The sequence below is a fragment of the Kitasatospora sp. NPDC127060 genome (genome assembly GCF_042724935.1).
Lineage (GTDB): Bacteria > Actinomycetota > Actinomycetes > Streptomycetales > Streptomycetaceae > Kitasatospora.
In genome coordinates this window covers 17,817-41,327 of record NZ_JBHXEG010000052.1, presented here as the reverse complement: position 1 = coordinate 41,327, position 23,511 = coordinate 17,817, and the positions used below count along the sequence as shown (strand labels likewise).

Sequence of the window (23,511 nt, the reverse complement as noted above, 5' to 3'; positions counted from 1 at the left end):
CCGACGTCCGCTGAACCCGCCGTGTCTCCGGAAGGGGGACCCCGCCGTGCTCGACCAGCTCACCCACGCCCTGCGCACCCACCACCCCGACCGCCCCGCCGTCCTGCAGCACACCCGCACCGGCACCACCCGCACCCGGATCCGCCGCAGCGACCTCGCCGACCTCGCCGACGGCTACGCCGCCGCCCTGCACGCCCGCCGCCTCACCCCCGGAACCACCCTCGGCCTCGCCCTGCGCCCGGGCCCCCGCGCCCTCGCCGTCCTGCTCGCCGCCCACCGCCTCGGCCTGCGCATCGCCGTCCTCGACCCCACCACCGGCCCCGACGTCCTCGCCGCCCACCTCACCCTCGCCGCCCCCGGCCTCATCCTCGCCGACGCCGCCGCCCAGGCCGCCGCCGGCTGGGCCGCACCCCTGGCCCGCCGCGCCGACCTGCACCTGCCCCGCCTGCACACCCTCGGCCCGGTCGCCACCCTCGGCCGCCGCCTGCCCGGCTGCGCACCCCGCCTGCGCCCCGCCACCACCCCCGTACCGCCCCGCCCCCACGACCCCGACGCCGACGCCGTCATCGTCTTCACCTCCGGCACCACCGCCCGCCCCCGCGCCGTCGTCCACACCCACGCCAGCCTCACCGCCGGCCTGCACACCGTCGCCGACCTCGTCCGGCCCCGGCCCGCCAGCACCGTCCTCGGCGGCACCTTCTTCGTCCTCGCCCCCGCCCTGGCCGCCGGCGCCACCGTCGCCCTGCCCGCCCGCACCCCCACCGCCCTCGCCCGCCAGCTCACCCGCCTGACCCCCGCCCACACCTACCTCACCCCACCCCAGCTACGCACCGCCCTCACCGCCGGCGCCCGCCTCACCGGCACCCTGTGGACCGGCTCCGCCCCCGCCGACGCCGCCCTGCTGCGCCGCGCCAAAGCGGCCGGCGCCGACCAGGCCTGGAGCGTCTACGCCCTCACCGAACTCTTCCCCGCCGCCGCCGTCGAGGAGCACGACAAGAGCGCCCACACCGGCGACGGCGACCTCGTCGGCCACCCCCTGCCCGGCATCCGCACCCACCTCGCCGACGACGGCGAACTCCACCTCACCGGCCCCGGCGCCCGCCACCGCTACCTCGGCCAGGAACCCGACCCCTGGATCCGCACCGGCGACCGCGCCACCCTCACCCCCGACGGCCGGATCGTCCTGGCCGGCCGCCTCAAGGACATGGTGCTGCGCGGCGCCCGCAACATCTACCCCGGCCTGTACGAACCCGCCCTGCACATCCCCGGCGTCGAACTCGCCCTGCTCGTCGGCGTCCCCGACGGCCACGGCGACGAACGGCTCGTCGCCCTCGTCCAACCAGCCCCCGGCACCGACCCGCGGCACCTGCGCACCCGACTGGCCGTCCCGCTGGAGCGGATGGGCGCCGCCCGCCCCGACGCCGTCCTGTTCGGCACCGTCCCGCTCGCCGGCCGCTCCCGCAAACCCGACCGGGCCGCCGCATCCGCCCACTGCGCCCGGGAGTTGACCCGATGAGCGCCCCTGTCCCGACCTTCGCCTGCGACCTCACCGCCTCCCTCGCCTCCTCCCGCCGGGCCCGGCGCCGCGACCGCACCGTCTACCTGCGCAGCCACCCCCTCCTGTTCACCCTGCTCTGCGCCACCCGCCACCGCCCCGTCCTACGCCTGGGCCGCACCCTGCTGGTCCACCACCCCGACGCCTACCGCGAAGCCCTCACCCGCGTCCCCCTGCACCGCACCGCACCCGGCACCACCGGCGCCGCCGCCTCCCAACTGGCAGGCCGAGGACTGCTGTTCGACCAGGACGGCGACGACCACCGCACCGCCCGCCGCGCCCTCGCCACCGACCTGGGCACCACCGCCCTGCACCGGCTGCGCCCGCTCTGGCAGGCCGTCCTCGCCGAACGCGTCCCCACGCTGGCCGACGGCACCCTCGAACTCGTCGACCTCGCCGCCGAATTGGCCGGCACCACCGCCGCAGCCCTGACCGGATGCGACGCCCGGCCCAGTCAACTCGCCCACGCCGCACGGCAAGCCGCCGCCCACGCCGCCCGCGACCACCTGCCCGGCCCCCGCCGACGCCACCGCGGTACGGCCACCGAGGCCGCCGCCCGCCTCACCGCCCTGCTGCCCGACCCCCAGGCCGCCATGCTCGCCGTCGCCGCCGTCAACACCACCGTCGCCGCCCTGCCCAGGGCCGTCGCCTGGTGCGCCGACACCCGCCTGTGGCCCGCCGTCGACGAGACCACCGCATCCGCCCTCGCCGCCGAACTCCTGCGCCTGACCGCCCCCTCACCCCTGCTGCCCAGAGCCGCCGCCGACGACGCCACCCTCGCCGGACACCCCGTCCGGGCCGGCGACCGGCTCATCCTCATCGCCCGCCACGCCGCCCGCGCCCACCACCGCACCCCGCCCGCCGACCCGGCCGCCACCCAGGCCGTCTTCGGCGCCGGCCCCCACGGCTGCCCCGGCGCCGCCCTCGCCCGCGCCCAACTCGCCGACACCCTGCTCGCGTTGGCCCCCCACCAACCCCGCGTCCAGCGCTCCCGCGCCGACCGCCACGCCGCCCTGCCCGGCTACGCCGAACTCACCGTCCGCCGAGGAACCCCCTGACCATGCGCATCGCCATCACCGGCGCCACCGGCTTCTGCGGCGCCCACCTCGCCCGCGCCGCAGCCCACTTCGGCCTCGACGTCACCTGCCACGGCCGTCGCCCCGGCCCCACCGGCCGCCACCTCCGCTGGGACGCCACCGAGACCGACCCCGACTTCACCGGCGCCGACGTCATCGTCCACTGCGCCGCCGCCGTCACCGACCTGCCACCCGGCCACCCCGACGAATCCCACCAGCACGCCGTCAACGTCACCGGCACCCAGCGCGTCCTGCGCGCCGCCGCCGGCCGCCCCCTGGTCCACGTCAGCAGCGCCAGCGTCTACGACCCGCGCACCACCACCACACCCCTGACCGAGGACCACCCCACCACCGGCGGCCACCTCAACGCCTACGGCCGCACCAAAGCCGCCGCCGAACGCCACGCCCTCGCCGCCGGCGCCGTCGTGCTGCGCCCGCGCGCCGTCTACGGCCCCGGCGACCCCCACCTGCTGCCACCCCTGCTCGCCCGCGCCCGCCACGGCCTGCTGCCCCTGCCCGGCCCCGACATCCCGCTCAGCCTCACCGCCGTCGCCAACCTCACCGACGCCTGCCTCACCGCCCTCGGCCTCACCGGCACCCCGCCCTGGCCCCCCGGCGCCTACAACATCGCCGACCCCGCCCCCTACCGCCGCGACACCGCCCTGCGCCACGTCCTCACCACCCACCACCGCCCCGCCCGCATCCTCCACCTCCCCACCCCTCTCGCCCGCCTCGCCGCCCGCACCACCCGCCTGCCCGGCCTCACCCCCTACACCGTCGACCTGCTCACCCGAGGCGTCGCCCTCGACCTCGCCCGGGCCCGCGCGCAGGGCTGGCACCCCCGCCACACCCTCGCCGACTACCGGCCCTGACCCCCGTCCTGACCCCCCGTCCTGCCCCCGGTCCGGCCCGATTGGCCCACAGATCCGGCGGTCAATTGGATACCCCGCTGGGGCATCGGACCTGGCTACGGTCGAGGCACACGCTGCGCCGCCAGAACGGGCGCACGCCAACGGGAGGGTTATCCATGCGCAAGATCATCATCGGGCTGGCCGCCACCGGCCTGCTGCTCGCCGGCACGGTCGCCACCGCCGGCACCGCCAACGCCGCGGGCACCCGCTGCGGCGACTGGAGCACCAGCGAGCCGCTGCTCAAGTACGGCGCCACCGGCGACGCCGTCAAGGAGCTCCAGTGCGAGCTCAACTACTCGCTCAACCCCGACACCCACGGCAAGCTCACCATCGACGGGGTCTTCGGCAACGACACCCTGGGTCGCGTCCGCACCTTCCAGGCCTGCCTGGGCTACCTCCAGGTCGACGGCGAGGTCGGCCCGGCGACCTGGGGCGCACTGGACTGGTGGAGCTCCAAGGACATCTACCCCAACTGCTGAGGTCGGTGGCCAGGCCGTCCGGCCCGGCCGGTAGAAACCACGACGGGGGCAGGGCATCCGGATGCCCTGCCCCCGTCAGGGCTGCGGCGGCGGGTCGCCGCCGGCCCAGTACAGCGCGGTGTCGACGTCCCGGGCCGTCCAGCCCTCCGCCCGCGCCCCGCCGTGCCGCAGCAGGTCGTCCAGGAGCCGCAGGTACCGCCCGTACCGCCCCGGCGCGGAAGTCAGGGTGAGCCCGAGGGCGTCCAGCGCGCCCTGGACGCGGCGGTCGTAGACCGCCATCCGGTCGGGCGCCGCCGCCGTCAGCACGGCCGAGGCGAGCGCGTCCCCGGTCCCGAAACCGGGCAGGTCCGCGAGAACGCGACGCCCCGCCCGGGCCGCCTCACCGCGCGCAACGGCGGTGTCGCGGACGGCCGTGACGGCCCGCCCGGTGACGGCCCGCACCAGGCCGTCGGGCAGGCCCATCAGCTCCGCCACCCACCGGGTCCGCGCGGTCAGCCGCTTCCAGACCGCCAGCGCCGCGATATCGGCCTTCCCGAGACTGCCGCTGCGCCGCGCCCGCAACGCGACCTCGTCGAAGACCTCGTCGTAGTGCGGCGAGACCCCGGCCAGGTAGCCGGCCCGGGCGGGGACCAGCACGTCCCACGCCCGATCGCCCAGGGCGCCGAACTCCCCGACGGCCGCTGCCTCCAACGTCCTTCCCATCCCCTTTTCCATTCCCTTTCCCATCCCCGCATCATGCCCGCGCCCGGTGCGCCGGGGGCCGGAACCTGGCAGGCTACGGCGACGGGCCGACCTGACAGGAGAGAGCCAGCCGTGCTGATCGCCGCCTTCGACTCCTACGGCCGGGCCGCCGAGTTCGACCCGGCGACCGGACGGCTCGGCCCCGAGCGGGCCGTCGACGCCGGGCAGACGACCCACGGCCACTACGGCCGACCGGCCCGCACCGGCGTGGTGTTCTACCGCGGCGCGAACGGACTGCGGATCCGGGTGGGGAGCACGACGTCGACGCCTCCACCACCGTCCGGCACCGGATCGACGAACAGGAGTGCGTCCTGACCATCGGCCAGGTCGCCGAACTGCGCTACCCGGTGCCGCCGCAGTGGTACGGCCTGGCGGACGACCTGACCCCGTTCGTCGAGGCCGAGGACTTCGACCTCGGCCTCTTCATCGCCGACGTCCTGGCCGACCCCGCCCGGGCGGCACGCGGCTACCACTGACACCCCGCCTGCGCGACCGGCCCCCGGCCCCGCGGGTCAGCAGCGCCTGCCCCGCCCCACCCGCGGCTCCGCTCCCGCCGCTCCCGCCGCTCCCGGCAGGGCCCGTAGGGCCGTCAGCGCGGCGAGGGCGGCCGACTCGCCCTCGCCGTACCGGTGCGCCCGTGCCGCCCGCAGGGCCGCGTCGAGGTGGTGGGTGGCCTCGGCGCGGTGGCCGGTGGCGGCCAGCGCCCGGCCGTAGAGGGTCTGCAGCACGATGCGGCGGGCGGCGGGGAAGGGGGGTTCGGCGAGGGCGAGGCCGCGGGCGGCGTGGTCGGCGGCCCGTTCCGGGTGGCCGCCGCTCAGGCAGGTGTCGGCGAGGTGCTGGTGGGCGAGGGCGACGAGGTCGGGGCGGTCGGCCTGTTCGGCGAGGGCGAGGGCGCGGCCCAGCAGGTCGCGGACCCTCGGGGCGTCGCCGTGGCGGGTGAGGGCGACGGCCAGGTTGACCAGGGCGACGGCCTGGGCGCTGCGGTCGCCGGCCAGGGCGGCGAGGCCGGGGGCCCGTTCGAGGTGGGGGAGGGCCTCCTGGGGGCGGTCTTCCTCCAGCAGCACCCAGCCGAGCAGGGCCCGGGCCCGGGACTGGGCGCCGGGGTCGAGGTCGGCCTCGGCGGCGGCCAGCCCGTGTTCGAGCAGCGGTACCCAGCCGTCCCGGACCTGCCACACGATCAGCGGCCACTGCAGCAGGACCAGGCGCCAGGCCCGGTCGTGCAGTCCGGCGGCGACCGCGGCCAGGGCGGCGCCACGCAGGGTGTCGCGTTCGGCGGCGTACCAGCCGAGGGCGCTCTCCCGGTCGGGGAAGGGGCGGACGTCGACGGGCCGCCGGGCCCCGGCCGGCAGGTGGCAGCAGGGCTCGCTGCCGGGTTCGGCGGCGGCGCTCGCGGCGAGCAGGGTGTGCAGCAGGTGGTCGAGGAGACGGGGGAGGGTGTCGGTGTCGTCCTCGCCGGGCAGGGCGCGCAGGCTGCGGGCGTAGAGGCGGACGAGGTCGTGCAGGGTGTAGGCGTCGCGGCCGATCTCGACGACCAGGTGGGCGGTGGCCAGTTGTCCCAACGCCCCTGCGGCCTGCGGGAGTTCGCATCCGGCGAGGGCGGCGGCGGTGCGGCTGTCCAGGGTGGTGCCGGTGTGGGCGCCCAGGCGCTGGAGCATCCGGCGGGCCGGGACGGACAGGTGCTGGACGGTCAGGGCCAGGGCGGCTGCGACGCTGGTGTCCTCCACCTCCAGCAGCCCCAACCGGCCCTGTTCGTCGGCGAGTTCCTCGGCGAGGGCGGCAAGTCCCCGGTGCGGGCAGGTGGCGATCCGGGCGGCGGCCAGGCGCAGGGCGAGCGGCAGTCCGTCGCACAGCCGGGCGAGCCGGGCGGCGGCCTCGGGTTCGGCGCCGACCAGGTCGGGACCGAGGTCGGGGCCCAGGGTGGTGGCGAGCAGGGTGACGGACTGCGGGTCGGAGAGTTCGGCGAGCGGTACGGGCCGGGCGGCGTCGGTGGCCACCAGGCCGCCGAGCCGGTCGCGGCTGGTGACCAGGGTGACGCAGCCGTCCCCGTCGGGCAGCAGCGGGCGGACCTGTTCGGAGCGGCGGGCGTTGTCGAGCACGATCAGCATCCGGCGTCCGGCGGTCAGTTCCCGGTAGCGGGCGGCCAGGGCCTCGGGGGCGGCGGGCATCTGCTCGGCGGGCAGGCCGAGGGCGAGCAGCAGTTCGCGCAGCACCGCGCCGGTGGCCCGTTCGGGCAGCGGGCTGTGCCCGCACAGGTCGACGAACAGCCGTCCGTCGGGGAAGTCGGCCTGGCGCCGGTGGGCCCAGTGCACGGCGAGGGCGGTCTTGCCGACCCCGGCCCCGCCGGTGACGACGGCGATGGCGCCGGGGGAGCGGGCGGCCCGGTCGAGCGCGGCCAGTTCGTCCTCGCGCCCGGAGAACCCGCGGGGCCGCCGCGGGAAGGGCCACGGCGCGGGTACGGCGGGTACGGCGGGTGCGGCCGGCGAAGCAGGCAGAGCAGGGGCGGCAGGGGCGGCAGGAGCGGCAGGAGCGGCAGGGGCGGCAGGGGCGGTGGGCGAAGCGGGAGCGGCGGACGAAGTGGCCACGGGCGCCCCGTTGCGGCGCAGCAGCGCCTCGTACGCCTCGGAGAGTTCGGCCCCGGGGTCGATCCCCAACTGCTCGGCCAGTGTCCGGCGGGTGCGGTGGTACCACTCCAGGGCCTCCGAGCGCCGCCCGGCCCGGCCGAGCGCGGCCATGAGCGCGGCGACCAGCGGTTCCCGCAGCGGGTGGAGCGCGGCCTCGGTGGCCAGGATGCCGGCGGCCGCGCCGTGGTCGCCGAGCCGGCCGTGGGCGCGGGCGAGTTCCTCCACGGCCGTCAGCCGCAGTTCCTCCAGGGCCTGGGCGGCGCACTGGAGCGGCAGGCTGGGCGCCGTCCCGGCGAGCGCGGGCCCGCGCCACAGCGCGAGCGCCGCCCGCAGGGCCGTCACCGCGGTCTCGGCCTGCCGGGTCGCGCGGGCCGTTCGGACGAGCCGTTCGAAGCGCTGGGTGTCCACCGCGGCCTCCGGGGCCCGCAGCAGGTAGCCGCCGCTGCCGTCGGTGGCCAGTTCGACGCCGGAGGCGGGGGCCCGATGGGCGGCGAGCACGGCGCGCAGGCCGGAGACGTGGTTGTGGATGACGGTGCGGGCGTGCCGGGGCGGCTCCTCCTCCCAGAGGGCCTCGGTCAACCGGCCGACGCCGACGGGGGCGCCGGGGTTGAGCAGCAGCATCGCCAGCAGGCTGCGGCGCTTGGGGGATCCGAGGGCGAGCTCCTGCCCGTCCGCGGCCACCGCGGCCACCGAGCCCAACAACCGGAAGTCCACCCGTGCCCCCACTCTGACCAGCAAATATGACAAGCATATGACAGTAGGCGACCTTGCCGTGACACACCGTTCGTCCCACCGCCCGGCCACCGCCCGGAGCCCCCTGGACGGATCACCACCCGACCGGATCCAATACCACCTCCGGGCCCACCGGCCTCCGGACACCACGGGAAGGAGACCGATGCTGACCGACACCTCGACCGGCGCGGGCCGAGCCGTCCTGCTCCACGACCGCTACCCCACCCTCGACGAACTGGCCGACACCGCCCACCGGTTGGCCGCCCGCCACCCCGGACGCTGCCGGGTGCGCACCCTCGGCACCTCCCGCGCCGGCCGCCCCCTGCTGCTCCTCACCATCGGCCCCGGCGGCCCCGGCGGCCCCGGGGGCCCCACCGACAACACCGCCGACACCGCCGACAACGTGCTGGTCGTCTCCGGCGCCCACGCCGACGAGTTCTCCGGCCGCGCCGGCCTCGTCGAACTCGCCCACCGGGCCCTGGCCCACCCCGCCCGGCACCCCGCGACCACCTGGCACCTCCTGCTCTGCCTCGACCCCGACGGCGCCCACCTCGCCCGGAGCGCCGTGGACTCCCGCACCCTGCCCGCCTACTTCGCCGGCTACTTCCGCCCCGCCGCCGACGAACAGCCCGAATGGGCCCCGGCGATCGGCGGCCGCCTCCCGGAGAGCCGGATCCTGCTCGACCTGATCGACGAACTCCGCCCCTCGCTCCAACTCTCCCTGCACACCGCCGACGTGGGCGGCACCTTCGTCCAGGCCACCACCGACCCGGCCACCCTCGCCGCGCCCTTCGCCCACTCCGCCGCCGCCCTGGGCATCCCGGTCGAGACCGGCTCCTTCGACACCCACCGGCTGCCCGCCGCCGGCCCCGGCGTCTTCCTGATGGAGCCCCGGCACATCGAGTCCCAGGAGAACACCACCGGCATGCTCGCCGAGCCGGACGACGCCCCGGACGACACCCCGGCCGGCGCCCGGGCCGCCACCTGGTTCGCCCCCCGGCGCCACGGCGGCCACACCGTCGTCATCGAGGTCCCCGCCTGGACCACCGACCGCCTCGGCGACCCCGGCCCCGCCGCCGACCCCGACCCGCACCTGCGCGCCGCCGCCGACCGACTGCGCGACCGCGGCCGCCGGCTCACCGAACTGCTCCCCGCCCTCCCAGCGCAGGACACCCCGCTGCTGCGCGCCCTCCACACCCAGCTGACCGCCCTGCGCCAGCTCGCCGACGCCTGGGACCCGCGCACCGCCGGGCACCCCCTCGTCCCGCCGCCCCTGCTCACCGGCGCCCACCTGGCCGGCATCGACCTGTGGGCCCACCGCATCCCGGTGCGCGCCGCCGCCCTGCTGCGCCGCGCCACCCCCGCGGCCGACCCCCGCCCCGCCGCCCTCCTGGACGCCTGGTGCGCCCAGTACCGCCGCCGCTTCCGCCCCACCTGGCTGCCCGTCACCCGCCAGGCCGCCCACCACGCCAACACCGCCGAGGCCGCCGTGACCGTCCTGCGCCGAGGCAGTGGGTCATGACCCCGCAGCGTGTCGCCGCAAGCTGCTGATCCGATCGGTGATCCGGGTCGTGGCGTCAGAGCCCGCGAGGAGGGTGATGTTGGCGGCCGAGGCGGACAGGGTCGAGTCGACGGCGATGATCGGGACCGACGGTGCGGCCGAGGCAATGCCGGGAACCGCCTGCCCGAAGGGCACGCCGACGGTGACGATCAGGTCGCAGTGCTGGACGAGCAGTTCGGCGAGGTGCGGAGCGGCCTGGTCCGCCGTGGTCGCCGGTTCGATCATCTGCTGGACGTTGGTGCCGTGCTGGGTTCCGGCCGACTGCATGGCGGACCAGATCCCGGTGACCGTGCCGCTGCCCGTCGAGCTCGCGCTGTCCGCCGCCAGGCATGCGGTCGCCCGCCCCGACACGTCGTTCGCCTTGGTGGCGGCCGGGTTGGGAGCGCCGTCATCCGCGAACAGCGCGTAGCCGAGCAGGGCGGCGGCGGTGGCGAGGAGCAGGGCGGCGATGGCCAGGGTGCGACGGCCGGGACGCGGGCGCGGTGACATGGACGGGCCCTCCTGGGGGCGAGGAGCGGGTCAGCCGTTCCGCTTGGAACGGGACGTGCGGGAGGACGTGCGCGAACGTGGGCCCGGCCGGGGGGACTTGCCGGCCGATTTCACCGCGGGCCGGGCCCGCACGGTCTCCTGGGCGTTGTCGCGGCTGCGGAACCTGCGCAACAGGACGACAGCGGCGCAGACAGCAAGGACGATTCCGGCGGATGACGCCGAGACGACGAACAGGTCGGAATCCGAGTCGGTCCCGGCACCGGCCGATTCGTGTGATTCACGGAGAAGTGGGTTCTCCGGTTCTCCGTCGACGCTGGAGGAAAGTGCTGAGATCGGGTCGATCCTGCCGTAGCCGATTTTTGAGTCAGGACGGTTGTTCCGTTCCACGGTCGTGGTGATGAGACGGCGAATCACCTGTCCTGCCGTCAAATCCGGATGCACCGAGCGGATGAGCGCGGCAGTGGCCGATACGTAGGCCGCCGCGTAGCTCGTGCCGTCGGCCTTCACATAGCGGCCCTGGTTGTTGGTCGAGTAGATATCGGCGGCGGGCGCCGCCACGACGACGCCGCGACCGGATTCGCTGGCCTTCCAGAAACCGCCGCTCTCGTCGACTCCGGAAACCGACACGACTCCGGGGAACGCGGCCGGATACATCGGCGGATTTCCCCGGTCGCCCTCGTTGCCCGCCGACGCGACGATGACGGCGTCCTTGCCCATCGCGTAGGTGACGGCCTGTTTGAGCAGCGGGTCCGGATCGGGTGCGCCGAGGGAGACGTTGATGACCTGTGCGCCGTGGTCGGCCGCCCAGACGATACCGCGCGCAACCAGGGGAGCGGAGACCTGGTTCCCGGTGCCGACGCGGACCGGGAGGATCTTCGCAGCCGGTGCGAGGCCCGTCATACCCTCGCCGGGATCCGGGCCACCGGTGCCGGCGATGATGCCGGCGATCGCGGTTCCGTGGGAGTCGCCCGAGGTGTCCGTCCGGCCGTCGTCGCCGTCACCGATCAGGCTGCTGCCGGGAAGGACCTGTCCGGCCAGGTCGGGATGCGAGCCCGAGACCCCGCTGTCGACGACCGCGACCGTCGTTCCGGCGCCGCGGCTGATCGACCAGACCCGGTCGGCCTTGAAGTGTTCGGCGTCCAGCGGCCATTCACTGGAACGGATGCTCTCGGCATTGCTCGCGGGAGTTCCGGTGACCAGGACGGACACGGTGAATGCGACAACACCACAGGCGTTGAAAAACCGGCGTATTGCGGCCATGGGTGCTGCTCCTGGGACGGAGTGACGGTGTTTCAAGAAGGCATGGCGGTGCCTAGATCGGTGGCGATCTTATACACATGCGCCTTCCTCTCGGCCTCGTGATCAAGCGTTGGGGCCGCGCTTTGCGGAATTTTTGCCAGGACCATTTGAAGGCAAAGCGGGCGATAGTCCGGCATCTCGGATGGCGGGCGGCAGTTGAGCACTGGACCGGAAGTGGTTGTGGTCGATAGAAGATCTCTCGGCCTTCCTGATGGGCGGTCTCGGACTCGTTTTTCCCGGAGGGTCGGCCGTGCGCCGCTTGTCACGCCGTGAATCGCAGAAGACGTCGCGCCTCGGGGGCGGAAGCAACCCCCGTCGTGCGGCCCGTCGTGCGGGGAGCGGAGCAACCAGACCGGACCGTGCGTCCGTTCCGAGGCGACGTTGGCCCGTCGCGCTGTTGTCGCTGTCCCTGCTGCAGGCGGTGGCGCTCCAGCCTGCCGAGGCCTTCGCCCAGGCACATGCCCCGACACCGGCCGTATCGGCACAGGCCCCCCGGGTTCCGCAGCAGCGCTCGGACGGTGCCGGTGGGCAGGGCCACCAGGTCGGTGCGAACGAAACCTCGCGCCACGAGGGCGCCGGTGTGGCCGCCGGACACGTGCCCGCCCCGGGGGAGGCACCCGAGAAGACGGACAGCCAGAACGGCGGCAAGCCCCACGCCCCGGCCGCCCCGGTGCCGGTGAAGGGCAAGCAGACGACGCCGCCGGTGCTGCCCAGGCCCCAGGCGAGCAACGCGGACGGCTCGCCGAAGAGTCAGGGCGAGGCGGCCACCGGGAAGGTCTCGCCGACCAAGGACTCGCCGACCGCCTGGGTGGGCCCGACCGACCCGGATGCAGGGGCCACCGAGGTCACCGGGGCCAGGACCCCCACCACCTCGGTGTTCCAGAACCCCGACGGCACCAAGACGATGCGCGTCTACAGCCAGCCCGTCCACTTCCAGAAGCCCGACGGCACCTGGGAGAACATCGACACCGGCCTGTCCCGCCGACGTGACAACAGGTGGGCCGAAGCCGCCAACGACCAGGCGCTCAGCTTCTCGCCGAGCGCCGACGGCACCGCCCTGATCGACTGGACCCTGGACGCCGGCCACCGGATCTCCTACACCCTCCAGGGCGCCAAGCCGGCCCAGGCCACCGCGGCGGCCAACACGCTCACCTACCCCGGCGCCCTCACGGACTCCGACGTCGAATACAACACGCTCGCGCAGGGCATCAAGGAATCGCTGGTCCTGCACAGCACCTCGGCCCCAACCACCTGGGTGTTCCCGCTGAACACCACGGGACTGTCAGCCTCCCTGGACACCTCCGGCAACGTCCGCTTCACCGACGAGGCGGGCAAGGTCAGGATGACCATCCCGCACGGGTTCATGGAGGACTCGGCGCTCGACCCGCACTCCGGTGAAGGGGTCACCTCCAACGCCGTCACGTACAAGCTGACCACGGTGGACGGCAACCCCGCCCTCCAGATGGACCTCGACGCCACGTGGCTGAAGGACTCCAAGCGGGTCTTCCCGGTCAAGGTGGACCCCACCGGGCAGATCAACGGCACGCGCTCCACCTACATCGTGTCGAACAGCGCCACGAACCACGCGAGCGAGAACAGCCTCAAGACCGGCAGCTACAACGGGGGAGCGTCCTATGACGTCAGCTACCTCGTCTTCGACTCCCTCGGCTCGAACCTGGGCAACATGTACGTCCAGAAGGCCGAGCTGGACCTGAACGCCATCTGGAGCGGCGGCTGCCAGTCACGCGACGTGGCCGTACACGCCATCACCTCCGCCTGGGACCCGGGCAGCGTCAACAACTTCTCCCAGGTGCCGTTCGACCCCGCGGTACTCGCCTCCGCCAACTTCCAGGCACCCAACAGCAACTACTGCCCGGGCTCGCCCGTCACCGTGCCCTTCAACCTCGGCAGCGACCCGACCACCGCCGGCGTCCAGCTCGTCAACAGCTGGACCCACGGCGGCGGCAACTACGGCTTCGCCCTGACGTCGGACAACAGCGACATCCAGGCCTGGAAGCAGTTCGACAGCGTCAACACCCAGCACCCGCCGTTCCTGAAGCTCACCTACGTAGACTGGGCCGCCGACTACTCCATCCCGGGGGACTACATACAGCCCACGGCCGTCACTCCGGGCTCGCAGCAGGTCACCATGACCAACATCGCCGCGAACTGGTGGAACTCCAACAGCATGCGGGTCAAGCCGAGGTTCTACGACGCGAGCTGGCACGAGTTCTGGCCGGGAGCGGGCACCACCACTGGCGTTCCGGGGCTGGTCAAGACGGGCGACACGGTGACCTTCACGGCCACCATCCCGCCGATGGCGCCGGGCACCAGCTACCAGTTGTGCTGGGACGGCCTGGTGAACGGCACGTACTCCCTCAGGGACGACTTCGGCATCCTGTACCACACCTGCACGTGGGTCTCCGCAAAGAACGTCGACCCGCAGATCGACACGATGGTGCCGCTGTCCAACTCCGTGGTCGGCACCCTCTCCCCGCAGCTCTACGCGAGCGGCCACGATCCGGACAACTACCCGGGCACGGGGGTGGACTACAACTTCCGCGTCTACACCAACCCGTCGTCGGGCGACCCCCAGCTGCTCGCCGAGTCGGGCTGGCAACCGAGTCAGACCTGGTCCGTCCCGGCCGGCAAGCTGGCCTGGAACAGCAGCTATCAGTGGACCGTCATGGCCGGCGACCACATCGGTGCGAGCCCGTGGTCGGGGTACGCGACCTTCTCCACCCAGTTGCAACAGCCCGTCATCACCTCCCACTTGGGAGGCGCCGCCAGTGACGGCGCCGGGCACGACTTCGACGCCCACGTGGGCAACTACACCACCGCCGCGACGGACGCGAGCGTGAAGACGGTCGGCCCGGCCCTGACCGTGACCCGCTCTTACAACTCCCTCGACCCGCGCACCTCCACGCTCTTCGGAGCCGGTTGGACATCAGCCTTCGACATGCAGGTGCAACCGGACCAGGACGGCACCGGAGCAGTCGTGCTGACCACCGCGAACGGCCGCACCGGACGCTTCGGGTTGGGGGGCAGCGGCACCGTCTACACCCCGCCGCCGGGGGAGTTCGCCTCCCTGACCAAGGTCGACGCCGGATTCGACCTGACGGCCAAGGACGGCGTGGTCTACCAGTTCCACATACCCAGCGGCAGCGCCTACGCGCTGTCCCGGGTCACCGACGCGGCCGGCCACATCCAGGACCTCACCTACACCAACAGCAAGCTCAGCACGGTCAAGGACAACGCCTCGGGCCGGGCGCTGCACTTCGAGTGGACGACGGACAACCGGCACGTGGCCAAGGTGAACACCGACCCCGCGACCGGGACGGACTGGAACACCGCCCAGACCTGGACCTACACGTACGACAGCGGTAACCCGGACCAGCTGAACGGCGTCTGCACCCCGCCGGCCGGAACCAACACGACCAGGCCCTGCACCGGGTACACCTACGACCCGGGCTCCCACCTGCGCTCGGCGGTCCTCGACTCCGCCCCCGTCTCGTACTGGCGTCTCGGTGAAGCCTCCGGCAGCACCGCGGCCAGCGAGGTGATCGAGAACCAGGGCAACGACAACGCGACGTACTCCGCGCAGGGCGTCACGTTGGGCACCCCCGGACCGGCGGCGGCCGCGACGGCGGCGACCTTCGACGGGAGCAGCGGTTACGTGACGCTGCCGCAGACCGGGTTGTCCAACTCGTCCTACACGTCGGTCGGGCTCTGGTTCAAGACCACCGGCTCGGGCGTGCTGTTCAGCTACCAGACGGAGAACTTTCCGGGCAGCGGCACCACGGCGGGTGACTACACCCCCGCGCTCTACGTCGGGACCTCCGGCAAGCTCCACGGCAAGTTCTGGGCCGGTTCCTCCAACCCCATGCAGTCCTCGAAGGCGGTCAACGACGGCCAGTGGCACTTCGCGGTGCTGTCGGCCGCCGGTGTCACCCAGACGCTATACCTCGACGGCCAGGCCCAGGACACGCTGGCCGGCCCCGTCCTCGCGCCGGGGCAGCGCGCCGGCGCCATCGGCGGCGGCTTCACCAGCGCCTGGTGGCAGGACAGCCCGTTCAGCGACTTCACCGGCCGGGCCAGCTACTTCACCGGCAGCATCAGCGACGTCGCCTTCTACAACCGGACCCTCGGCGCTCCGACCGTCCAGGCCCTGTGGCAGGCCGGCAGCCAGCGTTCGACCGAGCTGTCCAGCGTGAAGCTCCCCTCCGGCAAGACCCAGCTCACCGTGGCCTACGACACCTCCAAGGACCGCGCCTTCCAGATCACTGACGAGAACCGCGGCACCTGGAAGCTCGACAACCCGACTGTGTCCGGCTCTTCCCAGGCCTACCGCGGACAGGTCATGGGCTCGCAGCCCGCCGGGTACTGGCGGTTGTCGGAGAGTCAGGGGGTCCAGGCCGCCAACCAGGTCTACACGCCCCGACCGACACCGAACAACGGCAACTACGCCAATGTCAGCCTGGGCGCACCCGGTCCGATGAAGGGCTCAGCCGGTTCGGCGACCTTCGACGGCAGTACGTCCTGGGCGGAACTGCCGGCCGCCTACGCTCCGCAGAACGGCCCCGGCGCGCTCGCGCTGTGGTTCCGCACGGACCGCGCGGGCGTGCTGCTCTCCTACCAGTCCTTCCCGGTCAACGGCAGTCCCAACGGCACCACGGACCGGTGGAACCCTGCGCTCTACGTGGACAGCGGCGGCAAGCTGCGCGCCCAGTTGTGGATGGGCGACGCCGCGCCCACCCTGGCCAGCAGCACCCCGGTCAACGACAACAAGTGGCACTTCGCGGTGATCTCCGCGGACAGCCAGAGCAGCCAGACCCTCTATCTCGACGGGGCCGCCGCCGCGGGACCGCTCAACGGCACGATCACGCCCAACGGCACCAGCCACGTCTTCCTCGGCGCGGGCAACGTGACCGGCGGCTGGCCGCAGGCCCCGGCCGACCGGGCGGGCCACTTCAAGGGCCAGCTCGCCGACGTGGCCGCCTATCCGCACGGCCTGAGCGCGGCCACGATCTCCTCGCTCTACCAGCTCGCCACCACCGCCGACGCCACCCAGTACGCCGCCGCTGTCGTCGATGCCCACCCCACCGGCTACTGGCGCCTCGGCGACACCACCGGCAACCAGGCGACCGAGGTGGTCTCCTCCGCTGCCCTGGCGCAGAACCGCGGCAGCTACCACAACACGACCTGCTGCCAGAACGGGCCCTGGGCCTCCGGCACCTCCACGGCGACGGGCTTCAACGGCACCACTTCCTACGTCCAGTTGTCGGCCAACACCGCGCCCAAGCCCTACAGCGGCACGGCCGTCGAACTCTGGTTCAAGACCACCGCCCCCGGCGTGCTCTACAGCCACCAGTCCTTCCCGATCGACGGGAAGCCGAACGGTTCCACCGACCGCTGGAACCCCGCGCTCTACATCGGCTCCGACAAGAAGCTCTACGGCGCCCTGTGGACCGGCTCGGCCAACAACGCCCTGGTCTCGACCACAACCGTCACCGACGGAAAGTGGCACCACGTCGCCCTGACCGGCGACAGCAACGGCCAGACCCTCTACCTGGACGGCGCACCCAACGCCACCAGCACCACGGCGCTGCCCATCACCTACAACGGCTCGGCGTACGACTACCTCGGCGCCGGCTGGACCGGTGGCGGCTGGCCCAACCCGCCCTCCGACCAAGTCGGGTACTTCAACGGCGCCATCGCCGACTTCTCGATCTACAGCTACCCCCTCGTCGCCGGCGCGGTCGCCGACCACTACCGGGCTGCCACTACCCCCGGCACCGGCGGCCTGGACGCCGCCGGCGCCTACCGCGCCGCCGTCGTCCAGGCCGGGCCGATCCAGTACTGGCGCCTCAACGACCCCTCCGGCTCCTCGTACGCCGCCGCCGAACTCGGCACCGCCATGCCCGACCTGACCGCCGGTACCTACAACGACGTCACCCTCAACGCCAACGGCCCGTCCAACGACTACGGCAACCAGCGCGCGGCGGTCTTCAACGGCACCACCTCGCAGATCCAGCTCCCGTCCAGCGCCGCACCCACCCACGGCCCCGCCACCATGGAGCTCTGGTTCAACACCACCAGCGGCGGACCGCTGTACAGCTACCAGGACTTCCCGGTCGGCTCCCCGCTGGGGAACAGCTGGAACCCGGCGCTGTACGTCGGCTCGGACGGCCGCGTCCACGGCGAGTTCTGGATGGGCTCGGGCGCCGTCATGACCTCCGACCGGACGGTCAACGACGGCAACTGGCACCAGGTGGTCCTCGCCGCCGACGACAGCGGCCAGACCATCTACATCGACGGCCAACCCAGCGCCTCCGACACCACCGGCCGCAAGATCACCTTCAACGGCACCCCGTACGTCTACCTCGGCGCCGGCACCACCACCGGCTGGGGCTGGCCCGCAGGCGGCGCCGACCACTTCACCGGCAACATCGCGGAGGCCTCCTACTACACCAGCCGGCTCGACGCCGCCACGGTGGCCGCCCACTTCAAGGCCATGGGCGAAGGCGGCACCGCCACGCCCGTCACCACCGCCCACGTCATCGACCCCACCGGCAACACCCTCGCCTACCTGTACGACAGCCGCTCCGCCAAGCTCATCGCGCGCAGCGATGCCTGGGGCCACACCACCCGCTACACCTACGACACCAACGGCTACCTCCACACCGTCACCGACGCCGACGGACACACCGTCACCACCGGCCACGACGACCGCGGCAACGCGCTCTCCCGCACGACCTGCCAGGACACCACCCACTGCAACACCAGCTACGCCCACTACTACCTCGACGGCACGGCAGACCACCTCGGCGCCGTCAACGACACGGTGACCGACCGCAGCGACGCCCGCTCCAACGGGCCCGGCGACGCCACCTACCGCACGCAGTACAGCTACGACCCGGCCGGCGAGCTCCTTTCCACGACCGTGCCCGCCACAGCGGACTTCCCGCAGGGCCGCGCCAGCTACGTCGCCCGCACCAGCGGCACCGAGGCCGCCGTCGGCAGCGACGGCAAGCCGACGACCGGAACCCAACCGCCCGGGCTCGTCACCTCGCAGTCCCCGTACGTCGACCACGCCGCCTACCCCAACCAGGCCGCGGTGCCGGCGAATCTGAGCACCGTCAACTCGTACAACGCGGCCGGTGACCTCACCAAGACCGTCACGCCACTCGGCCTGACGACCACCTACACGTACAACAACCTCGGCCGCCTGACCTCCACGACCGAGACCTGCACCAACTGTGGTCCCGGACAGACCCCGAGCACGTCCACGACCAGCTACGGCTGGGACGGCCAGGGCAATCCGCTGACCCGTACGGATCCCGCCACGACTGACGCCGTCACCGGCACCGTCCATACCCGCCAGACCACCACCGCCTACGACACCGACGGCAACCCGCTCACCCAAACCGTCGCCGACCTCACCGGCGGCGACACCCCACGCACCACCACCTGGGCGTACTCCGGCACCACCAGCCAGCTCACGAAGGTCACCGACCCGGCCGGCCGCTCGACCAGCTACACCTACGACAAGTACGGCAACAAGGTCACCAGCACCGACGCCGCCGGCACCACCTACAACTACGACTACGCCCCGATGGGTTGGCTGCAGCAGGTCGCCGTCACCAACTACACCGGCAGCCCGACCAGTCCGGTCAGCGCACGCTGGCAGATCCTCGAATCCCGCGCCTACGACCCCGCCGGCCGCCTGGCCAAGGTGACGGACGCGATGGGCCGCTCCACCCACACCTACTACAACGACGACAACACCGTCGCCGAGATCGACGCCGATGCGTTCCACAACTTTGACCCCGTCGCGAAGACCTTCGACGGCACCCTGCGCAACGTCGTCCTGCAGCAGAACACCTACGACGCGGCGGGCCACCTGACCCAGCGCGTCACCGGCGGCGGCAAGACCACCGTCGCCAACACCTGGGACGCTGCAGGGCGCGCCACCAGCACGACGGTCGACCCCGGCGGCGTCAACCGCACCAGCAGCAACACCTACGACGCCGCCGACCACGTGCTGCGCTCCACCATTGCCGACGGAACCCAGACCCGGGAGAGCGACTTCACCTACGACGTCGCCGGGAACGTCACCGCTCAGACCGTCAAGAACCCGCCGCAGGACTCCACCACCAGCTTCAGCTACGACCAGCGCGGCCTGCCACTCACCCGCACCAGCCCCAACGGCAACGTCAGCGGCGCCAACCCGGCCTCGTACACCGTCAGTTACTCGTACGACGCGGCGGGTCAGCAGACCGCTATCACCGAGCCGCCGGTGTCCACCACCACCCTCGACCGCGCGACCGGACAGCCCCTCACGCTGACCGTCGCCCCCGAGACCCGGACCGGCTACAACACCTTCGGCGAAAGCACCGAGACCAAGGACCCGACCGGCGGCATCACCACCACCACCCACACCTTCGACGCCACCGGCGAACACCTCGCCGTCGCGAGCAACACCTACACCGCCCCCGACGGCAGCGGCACCTTCACCGCCGTCACCCGCACCGACTTCGACGCCACGGGCCGGCCCAAGGCCCTCACCGACGCCAAGGGCAACACCGCCACCAACACCTACGACCAGCTCGGCAACCTCGTCGAGAAGGACCTGCCGAGCGTCGGCGGGGCCACCCGCAAGTGGCTTTACAGCTACGACCTCGACGGTGAGAAGCAGTCCGTCACCGACCCGGCCGGTGCCCAGACCCTCTCCACCTACGACGACCTCGGCCGCACCGTCACCCTGACGGACCTGGTCCGCACCGCGAACCAGCCGACCGCCTCCTACACCAGCGCCTTCGGCTACGACGACGCGGGCAACCGCACCACCGCGGTCTCGCCGACCGGCGCGGCAGCCGCATTCGGCTACGACGCCGCAGGGGAGCGGACCAGCACCACCGACTCCCTCCAGCGCACCACCAGGACCGGCTACGACCTCACCGGACAGGTCGTGAAGGTCACCCTCCCCGGCACCGGACCCGGCGTCGACGGACCCGCCACGACGACCAGCTACGACCAGGCCGGCAACCACACAGCGACCACCCAACTGTCCGCCACCGGAACTACGCTGGCCACCTCCAGCGCCACTTTCGACGCCGCCGGCGAACAGCTCTCGATCACCGACCCCGACGGCAACACAACGACGGCGGTCTACGACGGGCTCGGCCGCCAGGTCCAGCAGACGCAGCCGGTGGCCGCAGGACACAGCATCACCACCGCCTTCGCCTACGACGCCGCAGGGCGCAGGACCGGTTACACGGACGGCAACGGCAACACCACCTACTCCACCTTCAACAGCCTGGGGCTGCCCGAATCCACCATCGAGCCCGCCACCAGCGCCTACCCCAACCCCGCCGACCGCACCTACACCACCAGCTACGACCCCCTGGGCGAGGCGGTGTCCCTCAAGGAGCCGGGCGGGGTCACCATCTCCAGCAGCTACGACACCGCGGGGCACCTCACCAGCCAGGCCGGCAGCGGAGGCGAGGCACCGACCCCGACGCGCACCTTCGGCTACGACGCCGACGGCCGGATCACCTCGTTGTCCACCCCCCGCGGCACCCAGAGCTACACCTACGAGGACCGGGGCGCCATCGCCTCCGCCTCCGGCCCGATGGGCACCGGCAGCTACACCTACGACGCCGAGGGCCGACTGGCCTCCCGGGCCGACGCCGCCGGCACCACGACGTTCACCTACGACAGCGCGGGCCAGCTGAAGACCCTCACCGACCCCCAGACCGGCAGCACCCTCGCCTACAGCTACACACCCACCGGCCGGGTCGCCACCATCCAGTACGGCACGGGCAACACCCGCTCCTACACCTACGACGACCAGGGCAACGTCACCACCGACAGCGTCAAGACGAGCACCGGCGCGGCCGTCTCCTCGCTCGGCTACACCTACTACCCGTCAGGCCACCTGAAGACCCAGACCACCACCGGCCTTGCCGGCGCCACCACCCACACCTACGGCTACGACGCCGCAGGACGACTCAGTACCTGGAACAACGGCACCGCCACCACCGCCTACGCCTACGACGGCAACGGCAACCTCACCTCCAACGGCACCACCACGGCCACCTACAACCAGCGCAACCAGCTGAGCAGCGCCGGTGCCACCAACTACACCTACACGGCCCGGGGCACCCGCTCCGCCGCCACGACCGGAACCACCACGACGAGCGCGACGTACGACGCCTTCGACGAACTGACCGCCCAGGGCGGACAGACCTACGCCTACGACGCGCTGGGGCGTCTCACCACCAGCGCCGGACACACCTTCAGCTACGACGCGACCAGCAACAACCTCACCTCCGACGGAACGGAGAACTACACCCGCACGCCGTCCGGCGGGCTCACCGCCATCGGCAACTCCGCCGGGTCCGCCTTCGCCTACAGCGACCGCCACGGCAACCTCGTCGGCACCTTCACGGCCACCGGCACCGCCACCGTCGGCTCCAGAGCCTACGACCCCTGGGGCAAACCCACCGCGACCGCCGGCACCACCCACGACCTCGGCTACCAGGGCGGCTGGACCGACCCGACCAGCGGTCAGGTCAGCACCGCCAGCCGCTGGTACGACCCCGCCACCGCCGACTTCACCAGCCGCGACACCGCCAACCTCGCACCCGTCACCGCGGCCGGCGCCAACCGCTATACCTACGGCGCCGGTGACCCGCTGACCAACGCAGACCCCAGCGGCCACAACCCGTGCGTGCCAGGTGACGGCGGCGGAGGAGGAGACGACCCCGGCGGGGACCCGGACAACCCGGCCGGCGACGGCGCGGGGGCGGCCTCGGCCCCCGCGTACGCCGGAATGAGCGCGAGCGCCTGGGAACGCAAGGCCCAGCACATGGCGGACATGGAGATCGCGGAAGCCGCGGAACGGAAGGCCTCCTACGACCGCATGAGCTATGGGGAGTCGTCCGCCAATCAGCAGTACGCCGGCGGCTACTGGTCCACGATCAGCACCGCTGCGGCCACCGGGTGGATCTGGACCGGCGCAGGCGGCGGGGCCGCGCACGCGGGAGCAGAACAGGCCGCCGGTGAGTTGCGCGCGGGAGGGAACAGCGCAGGTGCCACCATCTACCAGCTGGCGCGTGCTCAAGGCCTGGCGGCCATCGCTGCGGAAGAGGCGGAGATCGAGGCCGACGAGGACCTCATGGCTGCCGGCCGTAGCGGCTGCGACACCGACGGGCCCGTCGGCCCCCCGCCCCACCGCCACCACCACGCGCCGACCCCGCCGGAGCGGATCGATCCCCACAACGTAGACCCAATCCTCTGCCGCGTGTGCTCTACCCCGACCCCACAGGGAGCACTGCCCAACGGCCCTGAGAACGGCCTGACGCAGCAGGGCATACCAGACACTTTCGGTAACCAGTCAGCGCAAGCCCCGTTCAGTCCGGGAAGCGCAGGTCAGGCTCCTGGGAGCCCGACGACAGGCAATCAGATAGATCAGAACTGCTCCAAGGGAAGCGGAGTGGGCTATCAGTTGCCTTTGGGCTTGGATGATTCCAGCCGATCAAACGGCATGATGGCTTGTGTCACCAAAAGCAGCGTGCGTTCATCTGGAACGTCGCCTGTCTCGGAAAAGGCCAGGGCAGACCTGTCGGGCTATGCGGAGGCTCAGGAGTACGTGGACAAAACCATGGGCCTCGTGCCGGAGAAGACGATCAACGCCTGCCACCTGATCGCGGACACGCTCGGCGGATCCGGTACCGACCAGCGCAACCTCGCGACCTGCTTCCGCGGCGTGAACACCTTCGACCGCAGTGCTGGCAGCCTGGGGCGAAACAACATGGCTGTCATGGAGCGTGAGGTGAAGCAGGCTGCACTCGGCGGGCAGAGCGTCCTCTACGTGGTCATTCCGAAGTACAGGTCCGACGCGAGTAAGGTGCCCTACAAATTCGTGCTGAGCGCTCGCGGCTACTACGCCAACGGGGCAGCGGGAATCAATCGTGACATGGATGTCGACAACACCTACGGTGTGGGCGGCGTAAATCTCGGTGACGTGATCAAGTGAGGAA

Annotated in this window: 12 protein-coding genes; 8 read left to right on the top strand and 4 right to left on the bottom strand. The window is 72.6% G+C overall.

Annotated elements, in window-relative coordinates; all coding sequences use genetic code 11:
* Positions 1–46: 46 nt before the first annotated feature.
* From ACFWIS_RS25835 to ACFWIS_RS25820, 4 genes are all read left to right on the top strand, one after another.
* Complete coding sequence (locus tag ACFWIS_RS25835; RefSeq protein WP_380457776.1) at positions 47–1,516, top strand: AMP-binding protein; 1,470 nt, start codon at positions 47–49, stop codon at positions 1,514–1,516.
* Positions 1,513–2,613: a cytochrome P450 gene (locus tag ACFWIS_RS25830; RefSeq protein WP_380457778.1), complete on the top strand. Its 1,101-nt coding sequence runs from the start codon at positions 1,513–1,515 to the stop codon at positions 2,611–2,613. Before ACFWIS_RS25835 ends, ACFWIS_RS25830 begins: the two co-directional genes overlap by 4 nt.
* Positions 2,614–2,615: 2 nt before the next feature.
* On the top strand, positions 2,616–3,503 hold the full coding sequence (locus ACFWIS_RS25825; protein ID WP_380457780.1) for an NAD-dependent epimerase/dehydratase family protein: 888 nt from the start codon (positions 2,616–2,618) through the stop codon (positions 3,501–3,503).
* A 155-nt stretch (positions 3,504–3,658) separates the two neighbouring features.
* Positions 3,659–4,021 (top strand): peptidoglycan-binding protein, encoded by a 363-nt coding sequence (locus ACFWIS_RS25820; RefSeq protein WP_380457781.1) that lies wholly within the window; start codon positions 3,659–3,661, stop codon positions 4,019–4,021.
* A gap of 75 nt (positions 4,022–4,096) precedes the next feature.
* Here the strand turns inward: ACFWIS_RS25820 and ACFWIS_RS25815 are convergent, their stop codons facing one another.
* Complete coding sequence (locus ACFWIS_RS25815) at positions 4,097–4,723, bottom strand: hypothetical protein (RefSeq protein WP_380457783.1); 627 nt, start codon at positions 4,721–4,723, stop codon at positions 4,097–4,099.
* Between the two features lie 111 nt (positions 4,724–4,834).
* On the opposite strand from ACFWIS_RS25815, the gene ACFWIS_RS25810 reads away from it, so the two are divergent.
* Both ACFWIS_RS25810 and ACFWIS_RS25805 read left to right on the top strand, forming a co-directional pair.
* The gene (locus ACFWIS_RS25810) at positions 4,835–5,077 is read left to right on the top strand and encodes a hypothetical protein (RefSeq protein ID WP_380457785.1); all 243 of its coding nucleotides are present in this window, start codon (positions 4,835–4,837) and stop codon (positions 5,075–5,077) included.
* 32 nt (positions 5,078–5,109) lie between these two features.
* On the top strand, positions 5,110–5,238 hold the full coding sequence (locus ACFWIS_RS25805) for a hypothetical protein (protein WP_380457787.1): 129 nt from the start codon (positions 5,110–5,112) through the stop codon (positions 5,236–5,238).
* A 36-nt stretch (positions 5,239–5,274) separates the two neighbouring features.
* Here ACFWIS_RS25805 and ACFWIS_RS25800 read toward each other — a convergent pair whose 3' ends face one another.
* On the bottom strand, positions 5,275–8,121 hold the full coding sequence (locus tag ACFWIS_RS25800; RefSeq protein ID WP_380457789.1) for a BTAD domain-containing putative transcriptional regulator: 2,847 nt from the start codon (positions 8,119–8,121) through the stop codon (positions 5,275–5,277).
* Between the two features lie 157 nt (positions 8,122–8,278).
* Between ACFWIS_RS25800 and ACFWIS_RS25795 the strand changes: the two genes are divergently transcribed.
* Positions 8,279–9,637, top strand: a complete 1,359-nt coding sequence (locus ACFWIS_RS25795; protein ID WP_380457791.1) for a M14 family zinc carboxypeptidase — start codon at positions 8,279–8,281, stop codon at positions 9,635–9,637.
* Here ACFWIS_RS25795 and ACFWIS_RS25790 read toward each other — a convergent pair.
* Both ACFWIS_RS25790 and mycP read right to left on the bottom strand, forming a co-directional pair.
* Positions 9,632–10,165: a hypothetical protein gene (locus ACFWIS_RS25790; protein ID WP_380457793.1), complete on the bottom strand. Its 534-nt coding sequence runs from the start codon at positions 10,163–10,165 to the stop codon at positions 9,632–9,634. The genes ACFWIS_RS25795 and ACFWIS_RS25790 overlap by 6 nt on opposite strands.
* A gap of 30 nt (positions 10,166–10,195) precedes the next feature.
* Positions 10,196–11,425 carry a type VII secretion-associated serine protease mycosin gene (gene mycP, locus ACFWIS_RS25785; protein ID WP_380457795.1) on the bottom strand — a complete coding sequence of 410 codons (1,230 nt, stop codon included), beginning with the start codon at positions 11,423–11,425 and terminating at the stop codon, positions 10,196–10,198.
* Between the two features lie 436 nt (positions 11,426–11,861).
* Between mycP and ACFWIS_RS25780 the strand changes: the two genes are divergently transcribed.
* A complete protein-coding gene (locus ACFWIS_RS25780) occupies positions 11,862–23,507 on the top strand; it encodes a LamG-like jellyroll fold domain-containing protein (RefSeq protein ID WP_380524003.1) in 11,646 nt (3,881 codons plus the stop codon).
* Positions 23,508–23,511: the final 4 nt, after the last annotated feature.